We start from the raw sequence: 18,156 nt of genomic DNA, 5'->3' as shown, positions 1-18,156 counted from the left end.
TTTCGGGAAAGCAGTCCCCTTGAGGGTTTAACCCAGAAGTTCCTGCAAAAGTGGAATGAGCGGCAGATCCGGGTCCGGCATGGGGTATTTCGCCAGATCTGCTGCGTTGACCCATGCCAGTTCCTGCCCTTCACGCGGTGCGGGAACACCCCGCCAGCGGCGCACAACATAGAGTGGCATCAGAAGGTGGAACGGTCCGGCATTTTCGCTGACGAACGTAAACGGTGCGAGACATGAGCCTGTCAGGTCCACGTCCAGTTCTTCCTTCATTTCGCGGATGAGAGCCTGTTCTGGCGTCTCCTCCCGTTCAACCTTTCCCCCTGGAAACTCCCAGAGACCGGCCAGTCGTTTTCCTTCCGGGCGACGGGCCAAGAGGATGCGTCCCTGTGCGTCCAGAAGGGCTGCAGCCACGACCAGAAGGGTTCGGGGTTTGGGTGATTGCACGGCAGGAGGTATCGGGGCTTTTTCCTGCACAGGTGGCAGGGCGGTGACGTCCTGAATGGTAGCATCCTGCTGCAGAAACCCTGAGCGGGTTAATTCATGTACAATAATGGGACATTCGGCCCCACGAGACACGAAGCGTCGGGTGGCGCGGCCTGTCTCCTGAAAACCCAGCTTGTGCAGGACAGCAGAGGAGCCAGGATTATCGACCGCAACATCGGCCGTCAGTTTCTCGATCTTAAGAACCTGCAAGGCCCATTCCACGACGCGCTTTGCCGCAGCCGTTGTCATGCCCTGGCCCCAGACCGCCGGAGACGCCCAGTACCCAAGAGAGGCGGAGCGTCTGTCGTCTGACAGGACAAGACCGACCGCTCCCAGAAGGGTTCCATCGCGCGTTACGGCGAAGTGGTGGGCCTCCCCGCGTGCACTGTCTTCCAGCGTGGAGGCGATCCATTTTTCGGCAAGATCGCGTGGGTAAGGGAAAGGGAGGCGGCTGAGCATGCGGACCACGCTCCAGTCGTTCACGAGGCGATGGACGGCTGGTGCGTCTTCCGGGCGGAGGGGACGTAAAAGAAAATCCCCCGCTTTCAGTTCGGGTGTCATGTCGGGCTTGTTGAATCCTGCTCCTCAGGGACGCCGCAACGGGCCAGCAGACGGCGCAGCGTGTTGATGACGGGGAAGACTTCCTGATTGTGATCGCCGCCCAGCTCGTTCCAGGCGGCCTGTTCGAGTTCTACGATATCACGGTCTTCCTTAAAAATCCGTTCCGTGAAGGCGACAAGGAACGGCCATGCCAGATCCAGAATAACGCGGACTTTCGGTTTGCGGACTGACAGAAGGCCGAAAACACGACAGGTTTTTTCGTCGGCATCCTGCGGGACATAGACGATCCACAGATCCATGACCGGCGGTTCGTCACCTGTGGCGATCCTCAGGGTCTGGTAGGGATATTCCGTCCGGATCGTCATGACGTCGCGATGGGCGTAGCGCTCGCTGGCGTCCCGGCGCTCGCCAAAGATCAGGGCTTCACCCCAAGGCTGCTTGCCGCTTGTCCGGGCGAAGCTGTATCGGGCTTCGACCAGTGTTGGCTCGTCCTTCCCGCCCAGAAAGCGGGGTTTCATCTGGCCCATCTGCTTCATGTGCATGAACTGATGATTCATATCCATCAGGTTTTCATGCATGAAGCTGTAGTGGCAGGCGACTTTCTTGCCGAAACGACGCGTCTTGTAGGCCGGGTCACGAACGGAGCCGAGAGACGGGAAGGGGGTGGTGTCGGCTTTTGCCGGATCTCCGGGGAAAATGAAGATCAGGCCGCCTTCTTCGCGGCACGGATAGGTGCGGACGCCATTCGGAAGTTTGTTTTTGCCCAGATAGGGGACATCAATGCAGCGGCCTGAGCGGCCGTAAGCCCAGCCGTGGTAGCAGCACTGCACCGCTTCACCGCTGACGCGGCCAAGGCTCAGGGGAACCTGCCGGTGAGCGCAGCGGTCTTCGAGTGCGAAGACGGTGCCATCCAGAGGGCGGACAAGGGCAATCGGATGTCCGGCATAACGCGTGCCGATGGTCTTGCCGCGCTGGAGTTCATGGGACCAGGCGACAGGGTACCAGTAATCTGGGTTGGAGCGGATGCGACGCAGGTCTGTATTGCGGGCTGGAGGCTCGTTTGGGGAGATGCTGCTGATGATGGCGTCGGCATCTACGGTACTCTGCGACATTGATATCCCGATCCTTCATGAAGCCGGGCCTTTGAAAGGCATAGTCTTGAAACGAGCCTAACAGGCAAAAGGTCCATACCGGAAGGGGGAAGGCCGTATCGCGGTAAATCGCGTCATTTGGGCAACATGAGGCAGGAAAAGCACAAATCAGATGTCATTGAAACATCATCCACGGCGTCAAAGGCTTTGCCTAATAAGGATGCTTGGCTAGGACACCGCTTCCCTAATTTCGTAATCCCCCCATATTTCTGGAGTATTGGCCTCAGTGCGCACCAAACCCCTGCTTCTGTCGTCTATTGCACTGTTGGCCCTTCACTCTCAGGCCCATGCCGCTGAGGCGATCCGGACGGTCGCTCCGAAGCATCGGCATGTGCCGGCCCGTCATAATGTGGCTCCTGCTGCCGTTGCGGTTGCGCCTGCTGCGCCCGTAGTGCCGGCGAAGCGCGTTCGTCGCACCAATGTGGAATCCCGTTCGACCGAGAGCGTGTCCGTGACGGCCCGTCAGTTGACGGGACGTGATGCCGAGCAGGCTGTGTCCAAGGCTGTCATGCGGCAGTTTGTGCCGGGCACCAGTCCGTATCGCATGCTGGACCGGACGCCGGGCGTCAGTTTTACGTCTACCGATCCGTTCGGAATTGATAGTTTCGGCGCGAATCTTTACGTCCGCGGGTTCTTCATGAACCAGATGGGTGTGACGGTTGATGGCGTCCCGCTGAACGATCAGACCTACCAGTCTGTGAGCGGCATGAGCCTTGCCTCTGCGATCATTCCGGATGACATCCAGTCCATGCGGATGTCGCAGGGTGCCGGGTCCGTGGAACTGCCTTCCACCAACACGCTGGGAGGGACGATTCAGATCGGGTCGTCTGATCCCAACGACACGCGGGGTGGCAAGGTCAGTCAGTCTTTCGGAAGTTACAACTCCTATCGCACCTATGTTCGACTGGACTCTGGCAAGCTGAACAGCTCTGGCACGAAGTTCTACACATCCTACGCCCGGACAGATGAAGGCATGTGGATGGGAAGTGGCGACCAGTTCATGCAGCAGGTTGATGCCAAGCTTGTGCAGCCGATCGGGCAGCGCAGCCGTATGTCCGCGTTCTTTAACTGGTCCAGTCTGGCGCAGTGGAACTATCCTGACACATCCATCGGAATTTTGAAGAATCTCGGCTGGCGGACGCCACATCTTTATCCGAATTATGGTCTGGCATACCGGATTGCCAATGGGGAAGCGGCGCTGCCGGCAGGCTATGGTGGCGTTCCGGGCATCAATGGTTCTGAAATTGCCATGTATGATGGTGGTCAGGCTGAAACCAATTACATGGGCGGTCTGCATTTCGATCTTGCCCTGACTGATCGTCTGACCTGGAACACCACGGTCTATGGGCATAGTCAGACCGGCTATTACAGCTATACGGATTCTGAAGATCCATCCCCGAATGGTGCTCCGTTCTCCGAGGAGGTCTGGCAGAACCGTCAGGAGCGCTACGGCATAGACACGAGCCTGCGCTACAAGTGGGGGCGCCACACGATCGAAGGCGGTGTCTGGTACGAGAACAACACCCAGCAGGCTGGCCTGTTCAATTATCAGCAGCCGGTGCTGGGTGAGGGCGCTCCACTCAAGGCGGTTGGTCCGTACAATGTTTACGGACGGGCCTTCCTTCAGGGCTATAATTTCGATTGGACGACCAATGTCATGCAATTCCATCTGCAGGACAGCATCCGTCTGACGGAGGGTCTGACGCTCCATGCCGGGTTCAAGTCCATGGTTGCGACGACGGCTGGGGGCGCGAACTATAATAACGCGGACTGGACCGGCTCAGATGAACTGCCGAATGGGTCGCTAACGGCTTCACAGGCCTTCCTGCCGCATCTCAATCTGGACTGGCACATCAACAACCACCACGAACTGTATGTGGATGTGGCGGAGAACATGCGCGCTTATGAGGTTTCGGCCTATGGCGTGGCGAACTCTGTTTACTCGGTTGAAGATCAGGCGACTTTCCAGGCGCAGAAGAAGTCTCTCGAGCCGTCCAAGGCGTGGGTCTATCTTGGCGGATATCGTTATACGTCCAAGTATCTTCAGGCGAATGCAACCGTCTATCATGCCAGCCTGATCCATCCGATCCTTGCGGCGGCTGTCGGGTCTTTGACGAACCCGGTGTCTCAGGTCATTGATTTCGGGCACATTTCCATGACGGGTGCCAATGGCGATATTACACTGACACCCGTTGAAGGGCTGAGCATTAGCAATAACGTCAGCTACAACAAGGGAACCTACGATCGGGACGTCGATACGGCGGGTGGTTTCTATGCATTGGCAGGCAAGAATATCGTCAATTACCCCGCCTGGATGTACAAGACGTCCGTCTCCTACACATGGAAGGGGGCGACGGCGCATTTTGATGCCAACTACTATAGCCGCCGCTACTACAGCTTCATGAATGACACATCTGTTGGTGGGTACTGGCTGGCAAATGCTGGCATGCAGTATCGTTTCGGCAGGCTGAGTGTGCTGAAGGATGTTACGGCGAGCTTCAACGTCTATAATCTGTTCAACACGAAATACATCGCCATGATGGGCCAGAATGATAATCCTGCGACGGGCGATTATCAGTCCATGGAGCGGGGTGCGGTTCGTGAGTTCTTCGGAACGGTCAGCGCGTCGTTCTAAGGAGATCAGATAGAGTATTAAAAAAAAGCCGCCCAACATTTGCTGGGCGGCTTTTTTTGTGAGTTCTGGGCCGGTCAGGCGCGGAGTGCGGTCTGAGCTTCCTCTACGGATACGACATACGGACCTGAGCCAGCGATTTCCATGCTCAGCACGGCCATGCCGTCCTCGGTGCGTTCGTCAAGGGAAAGCCAGGCGCTTCCTGCCGTCCAGCGGTAGCGGGACGCATCTGTAGGATACCAACCGGCGAGCGGTACAGCAGTCTGGTGGGATGTGATCTGTTGTGTGCCTTTGGCATTTGAGATCGTGACGTTTCCAACAGGCACGCCAAGTGTACGGCGATCATCCAGGAAGGGCCCCACCACGTCTGAAGGGCGGCTGGCACGAGACATGATCTGAATGGCTCGAACCCCTGCTGGAAGCAGGAACTCAACCTTGCCCATTTCAGTCTTTACCGGGCGGAGCGTGCACCCGTTGTCGCACAGAAGGTGCAGGTCTGAATCGGATGTCAGAACAGTCTGTGGGGCTTCTGTGTGAGGGGCAACGTGCTCAGCCCGGGCTTCGATCTCCCGGAAGATGGGCTCGACAATGGCGCGGTCTGTCGTGAGAGGAACCGCCGCATCTGCTTCCCAGCTTTTGGCTGGACTCGTCAGGCTGACCACTGTGCCGCTTTGGCTGAACATGCTGCGGTTACCGGTGTTGAGGTATGTCTCTGTCTGTACGCCGTCAGCCGTGATGATCGCGTGATCCTCAGTTTCGACATGGTAATAGTCATAAGAGGTAATCGAGCGGTCGTAGGAAATGGAACGACCGTTCACCAGCATGCGTGCCGGGATGAAATGCCCGTTCAGGAAGAGGCAGTGCTCGGCGGTTACCAGAAGGTCCTTAAACGGAACGCCTTCAGAAATTGCGTTTTTCAGGATCCGGACGGGATAGCCAGCTTCATCATCATGCTGCCACGGGAAAGTCTGCTTCCGGTTTGATCCGGCCCAGATGACTTTCCGGGTTGCTGCCGTACCGTTCGGGAGGGTGATGGAAAGAACATCTCCAATTTTCAGATCTTCAACTGCTACCAGGCCGTTGGGGGTCTGAATGAGAGTTCCGGCCAAGAAGCATGGATCGAAGCTTCCTGAAGAGGACATCGTGGAGTCCTGATTGAGAGTGTATTTCTTTCCGTTGTTCGTTACATTCCACTGATTTTTTGATGTGTTGGAACTATAGCTGTAGCTGTAAGATGTTCCAATATTGCTCTTGGATGTGGTTATTATGTAATAACCGCCATGCCCATTTCCTGCGATGATTTCGTTCAGGGACGTTGATCCCCAGGAATAGTCGTAAGTATAAGAATAAGATGTCCCGTTAGTCGTAAAGGACAGGGTCATTCCGCTTACTGTAACTGTAACATCTGAAAAAACGTTAGAAACCTGACCGCTGCTGCTTAGGTCAGCAAGGGTCAGGGTATAGGTTCCGTTCTTTATGACCTGACGGGGTGCCATGTCAGTCATCCTTTGAAATGTTCGTATTATGCTAACCTATAAAATGGTGACAGGAATAAAGAAACAAATAATTGGCGGTGTTTCCAAAATAACCTTTTTATACCGCCAATCGGGTTCGATCTTCTGTGGTTGTCGGGCGTGAAATCTGGTTCAGAAATGGGTGCCGAGTTCTGCGCTAAGATCGTCGATGAACTGGGCCGCGACACGGCCGGAGCGGCTTCCTCGTGTGAGAGCCCACTGAAGGGCTTTCCTGCGCAGATCTTCCGGGGAAATGGGAAGTTTCCGAACAGTGGCGTAGGTCTGAACGATATCCAGATACTCGTCCTGGCTGGCACCATAGAGGCCGATCCAGAGGCCAAAACGGTCTGAAAGAGAGACTTTTTCCTCAATGGCTTCGGAGGGGTTGATGGCGCTCCCGGTTTCGTTCTCGATCATGTCGCGCGGCATGAGGTGGCGACGGTTCGAGGTTGCATAGACAAGAACATTGTCCGGGCGGCCGCCGATGCCGCCATCCAGAACGGATTTGAGGGATTTGTAGTCAGCGTCCTGGCTTTCGAAGGAGAGGTCGTCGCAGAAAAGAATGCAACGACGATCCGTCGTGCGCAGAACGGCCAGAAGTTTTGGCAGGGTGGAAAGTTCGTCACGCTGGATTTCGATGAGCGCAAGCGTGGGCTTTCCCTTGGCGCGCTGCTCGGCGTTTACCGTGGCAATCGAGGCTTTGACCAACGACGATTTGCCCATACCGCGTGCGCCCCAGAGCATCACGTTGTTGGCCGTGAAGCCCTCTGCGAAATGACGTGTATTCGTCATGACCTGAGAGATCTGCCGTTCAATGCCCCGAAGTAGGGAGAGCGACACGCCGGAAACTTTCGCGACAGGAGCCAGCGTTCCCATCGCGGCCTGCCAGATGAACGCATCATGATGTTTTAGGATATCGGCACTCGGCGGCTTGGGGCTCATGCGCTCAAGGCTGTCTGCAATACGTTCAAGGACGCTGAGCAGGGCGTGATCGGTCATGGAATTCGCTTTGTGTCAGGAATGAAGGAAACGCCCGTCCTTGACGGGGAAACTCCGGACGATATGGTCCCCGCACGTTTCACTCAAGACTGGACCAATATTCCATGAGCAGTCTGTTCATTTCTTCCGCACAGGCCGCCGATGGCGGCGGGCTCCTCGCGAACCCGACGGTGCTTCAGTTCGCCCCGATGATCTTCATCTTCGTGGTTTTCTATTTTCTGCTGATCCGTCCGCAGCAGCAGCGTCAGCGCAAGCTCCGTGAAGAGCAGGGCGGTTTGCGTCGTGGTGACAAGATCGTGACGGCTGGCGGTATCGTTGGTGTCGTGCAGGCAACCCGCGAAGGGAGCGATGAAGTTGATGTTGAAATTGCTCAGGGCGTTCGCGTGAAGATCGTTCGCAGCACGATCACGAACATCGTGTCTCGCGACAAGGCGGCAAACGACTCCTGATTGGGCCGTAGGGTACAAAGAAAAACGCCCCGCCGGGAGACCGGTCGGGGCGTTATCCGTTTTCAGGCTGTCTGAAAAATTACGGCCTTAAAAACTCAGGCAGACTTCAGTTCAGCTTCTGCAAACTCATAGTTCGCCAGCTTGTCCAGATAGTTCGTGATGTAGTCCGGACGACGGTTGCGGAAGTCGAGGTAGTAGGCGTGCTCCCAGACGTCGAGGCCGAGAAGGGCCTTGCCCTGGCCTTCGGCGAGCGGGTTGGAGCCGTTGGCCGTCTTCGTCACGGCAAGCTTGCCGGACTTGTCGAGCACGAGCCAGGCCCAGCCGGAACCGAACTGCGTTGTGGCAGCCTGCTTGAAGGCGGTCTTGAAAGCATCAACGGAACCGAAGTCTTCCGCGATCTTCTTTTCAAGTGCTGTTGGCAGCTTGCCGCCTGTCGGGGACAGGTTCTTCCAGAACAGGATATGGTTCCAGTGCTGGCCGGCATTGTTGAAGACCGGAGCAATGTCAGGCTTGCCATGAGAGAATGCGATGATCTCTTCAAGAGACTTGCCAGCCAGTTCCGGCTTGCTTTCGACGAAGCCGTTCAGAGCTGTGACATAGGCCTGATGATGCTTGCCGTGGTGAAGTTCCAGGGTCTCCTGGCACATGCCAGCGCCTGCGAGCGCGTTGGCGGCGTAGGGCAGTGAAGGCAGTTCGAAGGCCATGATGTTACTCCTTGGCAAAAATGAAGGGGTCGGTTTTTCAGGAACGAAGACCGACCGCTGACACAACCGATCTCATTTATGAGGCGTGTTGGCAACGCTGTGTTCCATCGCGCCGAGCAGGGCTGAGTAATCCTCATCGGCATGACGACGGTTCGAAAGAGCCAGAGCCTGATCTGCTATCGCCATGGCGGGCATGAAAGCTCCGGCTTTCCGTCCTGCATCCATCAGCAGCCCCATGTCCTTGGACATCAGGCGCGTTGGGAACTGGGACGGGAAAGACTTGTCCTGCGCCATTTTCAGTTTGCGCTTGTGATGGGGGCTGATGACCGCAACCTGCTGAAGGGCATCAAACAGAACCTCTCGGTCCAGGCCAGCAGAAAGACCGAAGCTGACGCCTTCCGCCACAACATTCAGGGTTGCGCCCATGATGCCGTTGATGACGAGCTTGAGGCGCGCTGCTGAACCTATTGGCCCGGCGTGAATCGTCAGCTTTCCGATGACGTCGAGAATCGGTTTTGCGCGTTCGAGGGTTTCGGCGTCTCCACCGGCCAGCATGACCAGTTCGCCTTTTTCAGCCTCTGGTGTGCTGCCGGACATTGGGGCTTCCAGCACGATGAAGCCGTGTTCGGCGCCTGTTTTGGCCAGTGCGAGGGCTTGTTCGGGCGAAACGGTGGATGTGTCCAGAACAAGCTTTCCAGCCGAGATCCCGGCCAACATTCCGTTTTCGCCATTCAGGGACTGGTTTTCAGCAGCGTCGTTCGGGACGCAGAGGATAATGACATCCGCGGCTTCGGCGATGGCGCGCGGAGTAGGGAGCATTTCGGTCTCATCTTTGCCGCCTGAGGGAGCGAAGGCCACGACGGAGTATCCGGCGCGTCTCAGGTTGGCGCCCATGAGGCGCGCCATTGCGCCATAGCCAATAAAACCGATTTTCATATCGGACATGCAAACAGGCTCCTTACTATGCGTTGAACAAACTCACGCACTATGGCTGCCAGAGTTTCATCCAGATCGGAAATTGATCATGGCGATTTTCCGCTATCCACGTCCGATGCCGTCGGACATCACACCGAAAGATGTTTATCTTTCACGTCGGGGACTCCTCGGGGCTGGGGCTCTGGGTCTGACGGCTGCACTGACTGGTTCTGCGCGTGCAGAAGCTCTGAAAACGCATCCGGGTCCATATTCCGGCGGGTTAACCCCGACGCCTGAAGAATTCGTGACAGGCTATAATAACTTCTACGAATTCGGGATGGAGAAGGATGATCCGGTCTCCCATTCCAGCGACTTTCACCCGTTACCGTGGACGCTTGAAATTGGCGGGATGGTGAAAAAGCCGCAGCGTCTGGATGTGGAGGCCCTGTTGAAGTCCCCTGATATTGAAGAGCGGATTTACCGGATGCGCTGTGTCGAGGCTTGGTCCATGGTTATTCCGTGGGACGGGATACCACTTGCCAAGCTCCTTCAAGCTGCGGAGCCGGACAGCGCTGCGAAATATGTGGCGTTTGAAAGTGTTGTGCGTCCGTCTGAAATGCCGGGACAGAGCAGTGCGTTTTCCGGGATCTCGTGGCCTTATGTGGAGGGGCTTCGGCTGGATGAAGCCATGAATCCGCTGACGCTTCTTGCAGTCGGGATTTATGGAGAAAGCCTGCCCAACCAGAATGGGGCGCCGATCCGGCTGGTTGTCCCGTGGAAATATGGGTTCAAGGGTATCAAGTCCATTCAGCGTATTCGGCTGACGGATAAGCAGCCTCCGACAACATGGAACCGCCTCGCGCCAGAGGAGTATGGGTTTTATGCCAATGTGAATCCGCAGGTGGATCATCCGCGATGGAGCCAGGCCAGTGAGCGTGTCATCGGTTCCAAAACGCTTTTTGGCACGAAGCGTCAGCCCACTCTGATGTTTAATGGATATGAGGAGCAGGTGGCAGACCTGTATCGGGGCATGAACCTGCATGACAATTTCTAGAGGTGGAATGTATGGATTTGTCCGCCGACAGTGGGCTGTCATTCTCTATCCGCTTGGCCTGCTTCCGGCGCTATGGCTGGTTTGGCAGGGGCAGAACGGAGGGCTGGGGGCAGATCCGGTCAATGTCTTTGAGCGCTCACTTGGTCTGTGGGCCTTTCGTTTTCTGCTGATCTGTCTGGCATTGGCTCCTCTTCAGCGGATGGTCCGCTTCAATCTTTTGCGGTTTCGTCGGCTGACAGGTTTGCTGGCTTTTTTCTATGCCGTCTTGCATCTGGCTGCTTATGTGGCGCTGGATCTTCAGTTCGATATCAGGATTTTCGGGCGGGACCTGACGCATCGTCCCTTTATTATTCTTGGGATGGCAGCACTGGCATTGCTGCTTCCTTTGGCGCTGACGTCCAACCGCTGGTCGATGGTGCGCCTGAAGCGCGGCTGGAAGCGACTACACCGTCTTGTTTACGGTGCAGCCGTTCTGGCCGGCATTCATTTTTTCCTGTCGTTCAAGACACTGAACAGGACAAGCGCACTTTATCTGGGTTTGCTCGGTCTCGTGCTGGTCGCAAGAGGGCCTTTGGTCTGGAGTAGCATCAGACAGAGGGTCGCAGGGCGGCCTTGATCTTCGGGATCAGTGACAGGAGGGTCTGTTTGCGTTGAGCAAGAAGGTCGCTGCTGAGGGGATCTGACGGAAGGTGGCAGGCATCTGCCAGCAGGAGGCCGTCAGGAAGGCGCGTGATGTCGCCGGGTCTGAAGTCCAGGCGGGTCAGGGGGATGCCGCAGGCTCCGAGGGCTGTGATGTGGGCGCTGACGCCCAGAACCAGAACCAGGCGGAGTTGCGTCATGGTCTGCAGTTCGCGGCAGAGTGCTGCGCTACAGGCTTCAAGCTCATCTGGCTGGGGGATGCCATCTGTTGGCAGTGATGCTGTCACGCCGGTAATGCGCCCCCGGATGAGGAGAGCGTTCTCATCCGGGGTAAAGACGATGGCATGTTGCTCCAGGAGCGGGGCAAGTGTCTGGGTGGCTTCTGTCGGATCAAGGCAGATGATCAGGAGCTCGGCAGACAGGGGGCCGAGGCCGCGCGGATCTGCCTCTGTTTCCGGAAGGAGGTGTGCACCTAGTTGTGCGGTTGATCCGGTAGAAGCCTGGGGAGTCATGTATCGCTGGTCTCGTCACTGTTGAGGTCTGCTGGATGACGAACGGGAGCCTGACGTGTCCGTTGCTCCGACTGGCGGCGCGTGAAGGACGGGGCGATATCGGCCAGTTCCACAAAGCGGTCAGCCTGTCTGCGCAGATCGTCCCCGATCATGGGGGGCGTTGACCGCATCGAGGAAATGACGGTTACGCGTACACCGCGACTTTGCGCAGCTTCGACGGCGCGACGCAGGTCGGAATCACCGCTGATGATGACGGCATGATCCAGCCTTGATGACTGTTCGAGCAGATCAACGGTGAGTTCGACATCCATATTCCCCTTGATACGACGTCTTCCTGAAGGATCCGTAAACTCGCGGGCATTTTTTAGAATGAGATGGAAGCCATTATAGGCGAGCCAGTCGGTCAGGGGGCGGAGGGGGGAGTAGTCGTCCGTTTCAGGCATGGCTGCATAATAGAAAGCACGCTGAAACTGGCACTGGCTTTCAAACAGGGAGCGAAGGCTGCGAAAGTCGACTTCAAATCCGAGGTTGCGTGCAGCATGATGAAGGCTGGCGCCATCAATGAAGAGAGCGGTGCGTTCGTTCTGACGCAGAAGCATTATGATATTCCTGATTGTAAAATGATCTTCCTCACGGGGAGGTGCGATGGCCCTGCCATGAACAGGTCAAACGATCTGGGAGACACTTAAGTTTTCATTGTGATTATGGCAGAAAAGCGGGCACGCGTTGCATTGCCACGATCAGCGTGCTAATGCCAGTTTCTTCTTGTATCCATTTTTTGTAGTTTTACCCGAAGGGGGCCAGTCGTATGGCGCGTGTAACCGTCGAAGATTGCATCGAAAAGGTTCCAAACCGTTTCGAGCTGGTTCTGCTGGCTGCCCAGCGTGCTCGTGCTCTGTCTCGTGGCGAGGAAATGCTGCTTGACCGTGACAACGACAAGAACCCCGTTGTCGCGCTGCGTGAAATTGCTGAAGACAAGCTGAGCCTTACAGGTCTGCGCGATGGAATCATCCGCTCGCTGGCTCGTGCGCCTGAGCCGGAGCCAGTAGACGAAGAGGTCATGGACATCATCCCGACCGACCAGAATATTTTTGGTCTGCAGGACGTGTCTTCTGAAGAAGAGCATGCTCACATGGCCGAGCATATGTCTTCTGACGAAGCTGCTGCCATCGAAGCAGAGCTGGGTGGCCGGGGTCGTCGCTGATTTTCCTGCTATCCTGACAAAGAGGAGCGTGCATCATGCCTGACGCATCTCCTCCTGTTGAGCGGACCGCTGTCGCAACGGGAGATTTCAAACCTTCCATCAGTGGACTGCTCCGTCGGATCGAAAGTTACGATCCGACCGCTGATCTTTCCCGTGTTGAGGCCGCCTATGATCTGGCAGCCGATGCTCACAATGAGCAGCGCCGGGATAATGGCGACGCCTACATCACTCACCCTATTGCGGTAGCCAACATCCTTGCCGGCTTTCGGATGGATACGACGTCCATAATTGTCGGGCTGCTGCATGACACCGTGGAAGACACAGGGGTTTCCTGTGCATCTTTGAAGAACCGTTTTGGCGAGGATGTTGCGTCTCTGGTTGATGGCGTGACCAAGCTTACGCGGCTTGAGCTTCAGTCAGATCGGACGAAGCAGGCAGAAAACTTCCGCAAGCTCGTGCTGGCCATGTCGCGGGATATCCGCGTCCTGATCGTCAAGCTTGCCGATCGTCTGCACAACATGCGTACGTTGCATTATGTCCAGAGACTGGACCGGCGACAGCGTATTGCCCGTGAGACCATGGATATCTATGCGCCTCTGGCAGAGCGCATTGGTATGGATCGGGTTAAGACAGAGCTTCAGAATCTTTCCTTTGCCCAGCTTGAGCCGGAAGCTGACGCGACCATTCGGGCGCGACTGAACTTCCTTCGCGGGCAGGGTGCCGATATCATCGAGCATATCCGCAAAGAGCTGATTGGCCTGTGTGCGGAAGCCGGTCTCGACAAGGTGGAAGTCACCGGCCGCGAAAAGTCACCTTTTTCCATCTGGGAAAAAATGCAGCGCCGGAATGTGGCGTTCGAGCAGCTTTCGGACATCATGGCGTTCCGTCTGCTCGTTCCGACCCGGGACGCCTGTTATATGGCGCTTGGGGCGATTCATGGTGCCTATCCAATGATCGCCGGGCGTTTCAAGGATTACATTTCTACCCCGAAGGCCAACGGTTATCAGAGCCTTCATACGGGGGTAACGCTGCGGCATCCCCGTAACCAGAAAATTGAAGTCCAGATTCGTACAGCGGAAATGCATGACCTTGCCGAAAACGGCGTGGCGTCGCATTGGGCTTACAAGGAAAATGCTACACCCAGTGAGCGTGAAGCCGCTGCGTTGTCGTCTGCTTTTGGGGCTGGTAGCCGCAAGTTGCGCTGGGTTCAGGATCTTCTGGAGATTCTGGAAGACAGTCAGGCTCCGGACGAATTTCTCGAAAATACCAAGCTTGAACTCTATCAGGATCAGGTTTTCTGCTTCACGCCGAAGGGGCAGCTGATTTCCCTGCCGCGTGGGGCAACGCCCGTCGATTTTGCTTACGCGGTCCATAGCCAGGTTGGTGACACCTGTGTTGGGGCGAAGGTGAACGGGCGGCTGATGCCGCTGCGCCACGAGCTTCAGAACGGCGATCAGGTTGAGATCATGACGGCTCGTGGTGGCACGCCGTCTCCTTCCTGGGAGCGGTTTGTTGTCACGGGCAAGGCGCGTGCGCGCGTGCGGCGTTTTGTTGCCGCCCAGCAGCGTCAGGTTCATGTGGACAATGGACGTGCGGCTATCGCCAAGGCGTTCCGTCAGGAAGGTGTGGACGGTTCCGAAAAGGTGCTGGATGGCATCCTGAAGGAGCTGCGGCAGGCGTCTGTTGAAGATCTGTATGTTGCTGTTGGCAATGGTCAGATCGGGCCGAAAGACGTGGTCAACACGGCCTATCCTGATCTGAGGCAGACCAGTCGTGCGCCACGGATGGTGCCTGGGCTGTCTCCGCGTTTTGGTCAGTCACTTCTGCTGGGGGCAGGGCATGGGTCGGCAAAGCCGGCGCCAGTACAGTCCACCAATATCCTTACTGGGATCGGAACAGGAATCGCCACCAGTTTTGCCGGATGCTGCCGTCCGTTGCCGGGAGATCCGATTGTTGGGATCATTGCCCAGAGCAAAGGGGTGACCATCCATCGTCGTGGCTGTCAGAACCTTTCAAGTTTTGCGGATACGCCAGAACGCTTCATTGAGGTTGATTGGGATTATGAGGCTCTGAGTCGCCGTAAGGACGCAGTCCCTTATACCGCGCGGCTCTCCGTAATTGCCGCCAATGAGCCAGAGGTTCTCGCAACGCTGACCAATACGGCAGCCAAGCATAATGGCAGCGTCGTCAATTTGAAGATCGTTAACCGCCAGCTCGATTTCATGGAAATTCTGGTTGATCTTGAGGTGCGTGATCTGAGGCATCTCTCCTCGCTTATTGCGGCTTTCCGGACGGCGGTGGGAGTTATGCAGGTCGAGCGCGCGAAGGGGTGAAGGCGTGATTTTGGGCATGGGGACGGACCTGTGCATGATTTCCCGGATCGAACGGAGCATTGACAGGTTTGGTGCCCGTTTTCTGGCCCGGGTCTTCACGGAAGCTGAACGTGCTCATGCAGAGCGTTTGTCAGGCGCGGCGCGAATGGGAAGTTATGCAAAGCGCTGGGCGGCAAAGGAAGCTTGCGTCAAGGCGTTGGGGACGGGTGTTGCTGACGGCGTGCAGCTTCAGGATATTGGCGTGCTGAATGATGACAAGGGAGCGCCAAGGCTTGTTTTGTCGGGTGGTGCCCGCTCTGCGCTGGAGCGTTTGACGCCGGAAGGCTGTCGGGCAGATGTGCTTGTCAGCCTGACGGATGATCCTCCCTTTGCGCTGGCGCAGGTGCTCATTCAGTCTGTTAAGGTTTGAAGCGCTCGCCATTGCGGGCAAGCTGCGTTAAGAGCGTCTCATGACTCAGGAGAAAAGCCCCGTGAAGGGTTCAGAGAAGGCTGGCGCGAAGCCAGTAGCCCGTGAAGAATCTCTGGGAGAAAGCGTGCGCTGGCTCGCCCTGATGGTGCTGACAGTGGTGGCTGTGCGTTCTCTGGTGTTCGAACCATTCAATATTCCGTCTGGTTCCATGATCCCGACTTTGCAAATCGGGGACTTCGTTTACGTCTCGAAGTTCAGTTACGGCTATTCCCGGTTTTCATTCCCGTTTTCGCCGAACCTGTTCAATGGTCGGGTGATGGGATCGGAGCCGCATCGCGGGGATGTGGCTGTCTTCCGCTACACGCAGAACACGTCCATTGATTACATCAAGCGGATTGTTGGTCTGCCGGGCGATCATATCCAGATGACGGGCGGCAAACTCTTCCTGAACGGAATTGAGGTGCCCCGCACGTCTCTAGGGCATTATGAAGTTCTGGACGAGAACAACCGTCTGCTGAGCGGAGAGCGATATCGTGAGAGTTTGCCAGGGAGTGCGGGTCGCCCGGCTGTCGATCATGAGATCCTGAAGCTGACCGATGAAGGTTTTGCCAACGATACGCCTGAATACGTTGTGCCGCAGGGATATTTCTTTGCGATGGGTGATGACCGGGATGATAGTGCTGACAGCCGTTTTCAGGGCGATGGACCGGACGACCTTGGCTATGTTCCGATGCAGAACCTCGTCGGTCGTGCGCCCATGGTCCTGTTCTCGATCGATCTGAAGCATCCGGCATGGCAGTTCTGGTACTGGCCGGTCGAGATCCGCTGGAATCGCTTTCTGCATCCTGTCACATGAAGCTGTCACAGGAAGAGGCCATGGAGGCCATGGAGCAGGCGCTTGGTCATCAGTTTGAAAACCGGGATCTGCTTCTGGAGGCTTTGACGCATCGGTCGGCTGTGAGTGGGCGTGATCCTCGCAGGGGGAAACGTGCTCAAGGGCCTAAAGGAACGGGTTCGAACGAGCGGCTTGAATTTATCGGGGATCGTGTTCTGGGTCTTCTGATGGCGGAATGGCTTTTTGAGCAATACCCGATGGAGCAGGAAGGGGCGCTTGGTCCGAGGCACGCGCATCTGGTGTCGCGCCCTGTTCTGGCTGAGATTGCTGACGATATCAGACTGTCCTCGGCATTGAGAATTTCCCCTCATGAAGAGGCAGCGGGCATTCGGCGTCTGTCCAGTATTCGCGCGGACGCCATGGAAGCTCTTCTGGGGGCGCTCTATCTGGATGCCGGGCTGGAGCCTGCACGGCAGGTTGTTCGCAAGCAGTGGGGAAGCCGGATTGACAATCAGGCCCGTCCTCACAAGGAGCCGAAGACCCTGCTGCAGGAATACCTTCTGTCGCAAGGGTTGCCGCTCCCGAAATATGAGCTTCTTGCTGCTGAAGGGCCGTCTCATGCGCCGGTCTTTCGTGTTGCTGTTCAGGCCCGCGGTCTGACGGGACACGGTGAGGCAGGAAGCAAGCGCGTGGCGGAAAGTGCCGCTGCAATTGATCTTCTGAGACTTCTTGGCCAAGACGTAGCGTCGTGAGACGCATGTGGAAAAGGATAGGAACATGACCACACGCTGCGGTTTCGTTGCCCTTGTCGGGGCGCCGAATGCTGGAAAATCCACTCTGCTGAATCGGATTGCCGGAGCGAAGCTCTCCATTGTCAGCCCCAAGGCGCAGACAACGCGCTTTCGGACGCTGGGAATTGTGGTTCATCAGGATGCGCAGATTATTCTCGTTGATCTGCCGGGCATCTTCAAGCCGCGTCGTCGTCTGGATCGGGCGATGGTGAACGCCGCCTGGACGGGGTCGCAGGATGCTGATCTCACGCTTCTGCTGATCGATGCGAAAGCGGGTCTGCGCGAAGACGTCCGGGAGATCATCGCCAAGCTGGCTGAGGGTAATAAGAAGATCTGGCTTGTTTTGAACAAGACAGATCTGGTGAGTGCAGAAGAGCTTCTGCCTCTCACGCAGGAGGTCAGCGGTTTGCTGACTGTTGAGCATGTGTTCATGCTGAGCGCGCGTTCCGGCGATGGTGTTGAAGATCTGATGAACCATCTGGCGCGTGAGTTGCCGGAAGGGCCTTATCTTTACCCGGAAGACGATCTGACGGATCTGCCAGACCGCCTGTTAGCCGCAGAGCTGGTGCGGGAACAGATTTTCATGCAGACGCATGAGGAAATTCCCTATCAGGCGACGGTGGAGACCGAGAGCTTCAAAGAGCGGCCCGATGGTTCGGTTCGTATTGAAGTGACGATCTATGTGTCCCGTCCGGGCCATAAAGCCATTCTGATCGGAGAGGGCGGCCACAAGATCAAGTCGATCGGTGCGCGCGCGCGTCAGGAGCTCCAGGGTCTTCTGGAGCGGACCTGTCATCTTTTCCTGAACGTGAAGGAGCGTGCAGGGTGGGATGAAGAAAAGGCCCGCCTGAGAGCGATCGGTCTGGAAGAATAAAAACAGGTGTCTGTCTGAGGGCGGAGGATGCCTTGTGACATCTCCGCTTCTGACATCGCTTGTTCCCAGCCGTATGCGCCTGTATGAACAGGCGCAA

At 56.7% G+C, this 18,156-nt stretch carries 18 protein-coding genes; 10 read left to right on the top strand and 8 right to left on the bottom strand.

The annotated features are described in order from the left end of the window. Positions 1 to 27: 27 nt before the first annotated feature. Both AC3B6F_RS14225 and AC3B6F_RS14220 read right to left on the bottom strand, forming a co-directional pair. Positions 28 to 1,044, bottom strand: coding sequence for a bifunctional GNAT family N-acetyltransferase/(deoxy)nucleoside triphosphate pyrophosphohydrolase (locus AC3B6F_RS14225; protein WP_426065847.1), 1,017 nt, complete (start codon positions 1,042 to 1,044; stop codon positions 28 to 30). Next, on the bottom strand, positions 1,041 to 2,156 hold the full coding sequence (locus tag AC3B6F_RS14220) for a Rieske 2Fe-2S domain-containing protein (RefSeq protein ID WP_489824849.1): 1,116 nt from the start codon (positions 2,154 to 2,156) through the stop codon (positions 1,041 to 1,043). Before AC3B6F_RS14220 ends, AC3B6F_RS14225 begins: the two co-directional genes overlap by 4 nt. 265 nt (positions 2,157 to 2,421) lie before the next feature. Between AC3B6F_RS14220 and AC3B6F_RS14215 the strand changes: the two genes are divergently transcribed. After that, positions 2,422 to 4,830 (top strand): TonB-dependent receptor, encoded by a 2,409-nt coding sequence (locus AC3B6F_RS14215; RefSeq protein ID WP_489824848.1) that lies wholly within the window; start codon positions 2,422 to 2,424, stop codon positions 4,828 to 4,830. A 74-nt stretch (positions 4,831 to 4,904) separates the two neighbouring features. Here AC3B6F_RS14215 and AC3B6F_RS14210 read toward each other — a convergent pair whose 3' ends face one another. Then, a complete protein-coding gene (locus tag AC3B6F_RS14210) occupies positions 4,905 to 6,323 on the bottom strand; it encodes a Hint domain-containing protein (RefSeq protein WP_489824847.1) in 1,419 nt (472 codons plus the stop codon). Positions 6,324 to 6,473: 150 nt separating this feature from the next. Beyond that, a complete protein-coding gene (locus AC3B6F_RS14205) occupies positions 6,474 to 7,340 on the bottom strand; it encodes an ATP-binding protein (protein ID WP_489824846.1) in 867 nt (288 codons plus the stop codon). 104 nt (positions 7,341 to 7,444) lie between these two features. On the opposite strand from AC3B6F_RS14205, the gene yajC reads away from it, so the two are divergent. Next, entirely contained in the window at positions 7,445 to 7,789 is a 345-nt protein-coding gene (gene yajC, locus AC3B6F_RS14200; RefSeq protein WP_062503609.1) for a preprotein translocase subunit YajC, read from the top strand. Between the two features lie 95 nt (positions 7,790 to 7,884). On the opposite strand, the gene AC3B6F_RS14195 is transcribed toward yajC, so the two are convergent. Beyond that, a complete protein-coding gene (locus AC3B6F_RS14195; RefSeq protein ID WP_489824845.1) occupies positions 7,885 to 8,493 on the bottom strand; it encodes a superoxide dismutase in 609 nt (202 codons plus the stop codon). Positions 8,494 to 8,565: 72 nt separating this feature from the next. Then, on the bottom strand, positions 8,566 to 9,438 hold the full coding sequence (locus AC3B6F_RS14190; protein WP_061929180.1) for an NAD(P)-dependent oxidoreductase: 873 nt from the start codon (positions 9,436 to 9,438) through the stop codon (positions 8,566 to 8,568). Positions 9,439 to 9,517: 79 nt separating this feature from the next. On the opposite strand from AC3B6F_RS14190, the gene msrP reads away from it, so the two are divergent. Next, on the top strand, positions 9,518 to 10,462 hold the full coding sequence (gene msrP, locus AC3B6F_RS14185; RefSeq protein WP_489824844.1) for a protein-methionine-sulfoxide reductase catalytic subunit MsrP: 945 nt from the start codon (positions 9,518 to 9,520) through the stop codon (positions 10,460 to 10,462). Positions 10,463 to 10,469: 7 nt separating this feature from the next. Next, positions 10,470 to 11,078 carry a protein-methionine-sulfoxide reductase heme-binding subunit MsrQ gene (gene msrQ, locus AC3B6F_RS14180; RefSeq protein WP_489824978.1) on the top strand — a complete coding sequence of 203 codons (609 nt, stop codon included), beginning with the start codon at positions 10,470 to 10,472 and terminating at the stop codon, positions 11,076 to 11,078. Here msrQ and AC3B6F_RS14175 read toward each other — a convergent pair. Both AC3B6F_RS14175 and AC3B6F_RS14170 read right to left on the bottom strand, forming a co-directional pair. Next, positions 11,050 to 11,613 carry a uracil-DNA glycosylase family protein gene (locus AC3B6F_RS14175; protein ID WP_489824843.1) on the bottom strand — a complete coding sequence of 188 codons (564 nt, stop codon included), beginning with the start codon at positions 11,611 to 11,613 and terminating at the stop codon, positions 11,050 to 11,052. The two genes, msrQ and AC3B6F_RS14175, sit on opposite strands and share 29 nt — an antisense overlap. Then, positions 11,610 to 12,212, bottom strand: a complete 603-nt coding sequence (locus tag AC3B6F_RS14170) for a LabA-like NYN domain-containing protein (protein WP_426065852.1) — start codon at positions 12,210 to 12,212, stop codon at positions 11,610 to 11,612. The genes AC3B6F_RS14175 and AC3B6F_RS14170 overlap by 4 nt, the downstream gene beginning before the upstream one ends. Positions 12,213 to 12,421: 209 nt before the next feature. On the opposite strand from AC3B6F_RS14170, the gene rpoZ reads away from it, so the two are divergent. The 6 genes from rpoZ to era are packed head-to-tail and all read left to right on the top strand — an operon-like array spanning position 12,422 to position 18,059. Next, positions 12,422 to 12,817 (top strand): DNA-directed RNA polymerase subunit omega, encoded by a 396-nt coding sequence (gene rpoZ, locus AC3B6F_RS14165; RefSeq protein ID WP_023944991.1) that lies wholly within the window; start codon positions 12,422 to 12,424, stop codon positions 12,815 to 12,817. Positions 12,818 to 12,852: 35 nt separating this feature from the next. After that, positions 12,853 to 15,150 carry a RelA/SpoT family protein gene (locus AC3B6F_RS14160; RefSeq protein WP_023944993.1) on the top strand — a complete coding sequence of 766 codons (2,298 nt, stop codon included), beginning with the start codon at positions 12,853 to 12,855 and terminating at the stop codon, positions 15,148 to 15,150. A 4-nt stretch (positions 15,151 to 15,154) separates the two neighbouring features. Next, on the top strand, positions 15,155 to 15,559 hold the full coding sequence (gene acpS, locus AC3B6F_RS14155; RefSeq protein ID WP_489824842.1) for a holo-ACP synthase: 405 nt from the start codon (positions 15,155 to 15,157) through the stop codon (positions 15,557 to 15,559). A 40-nt stretch (positions 15,560 to 15,599) separates the two neighbouring features. Beyond that, positions 15,600 to 16,415: a signal peptidase I gene (lepB, locus tag AC3B6F_RS14150; RefSeq protein WP_489824841.1), complete on the top strand. Its 816-nt coding sequence runs from the start codon at positions 15,600 to 15,602 to the stop codon at positions 16,413 to 16,415. Beyond that, positions 16,412 to 17,146, top strand: a complete 735-nt coding sequence (gene rnc / locus AC3B6F_RS14145; RefSeq protein WP_489824840.1) for a ribonuclease III — start codon at positions 16,412 to 16,414, stop codon at positions 17,144 to 17,146. Before lepB ends, rnc begins: the two co-directional genes overlap by 4 nt. 25 nt (positions 17,147 to 17,171) lie before the next feature. After that, entirely contained in the window at positions 17,172 to 18,059 is an 888-nt protein-coding gene (gene era, locus AC3B6F_RS14140) for a GTPase Era (protein ID WP_034881121.1), read from the top strand. The last annotated feature ends 97 nt before the right edge of the window (positions 18,060 to 18,156 follow it).

The organism is Gluconobacter sp. ESL1110, assembly GCF_058107395.1.
The sequence above is the reverse complement of the archived record's forward strand: the minus strand, read 5'-3'. Positions and strand labels throughout refer to the sequence as shown.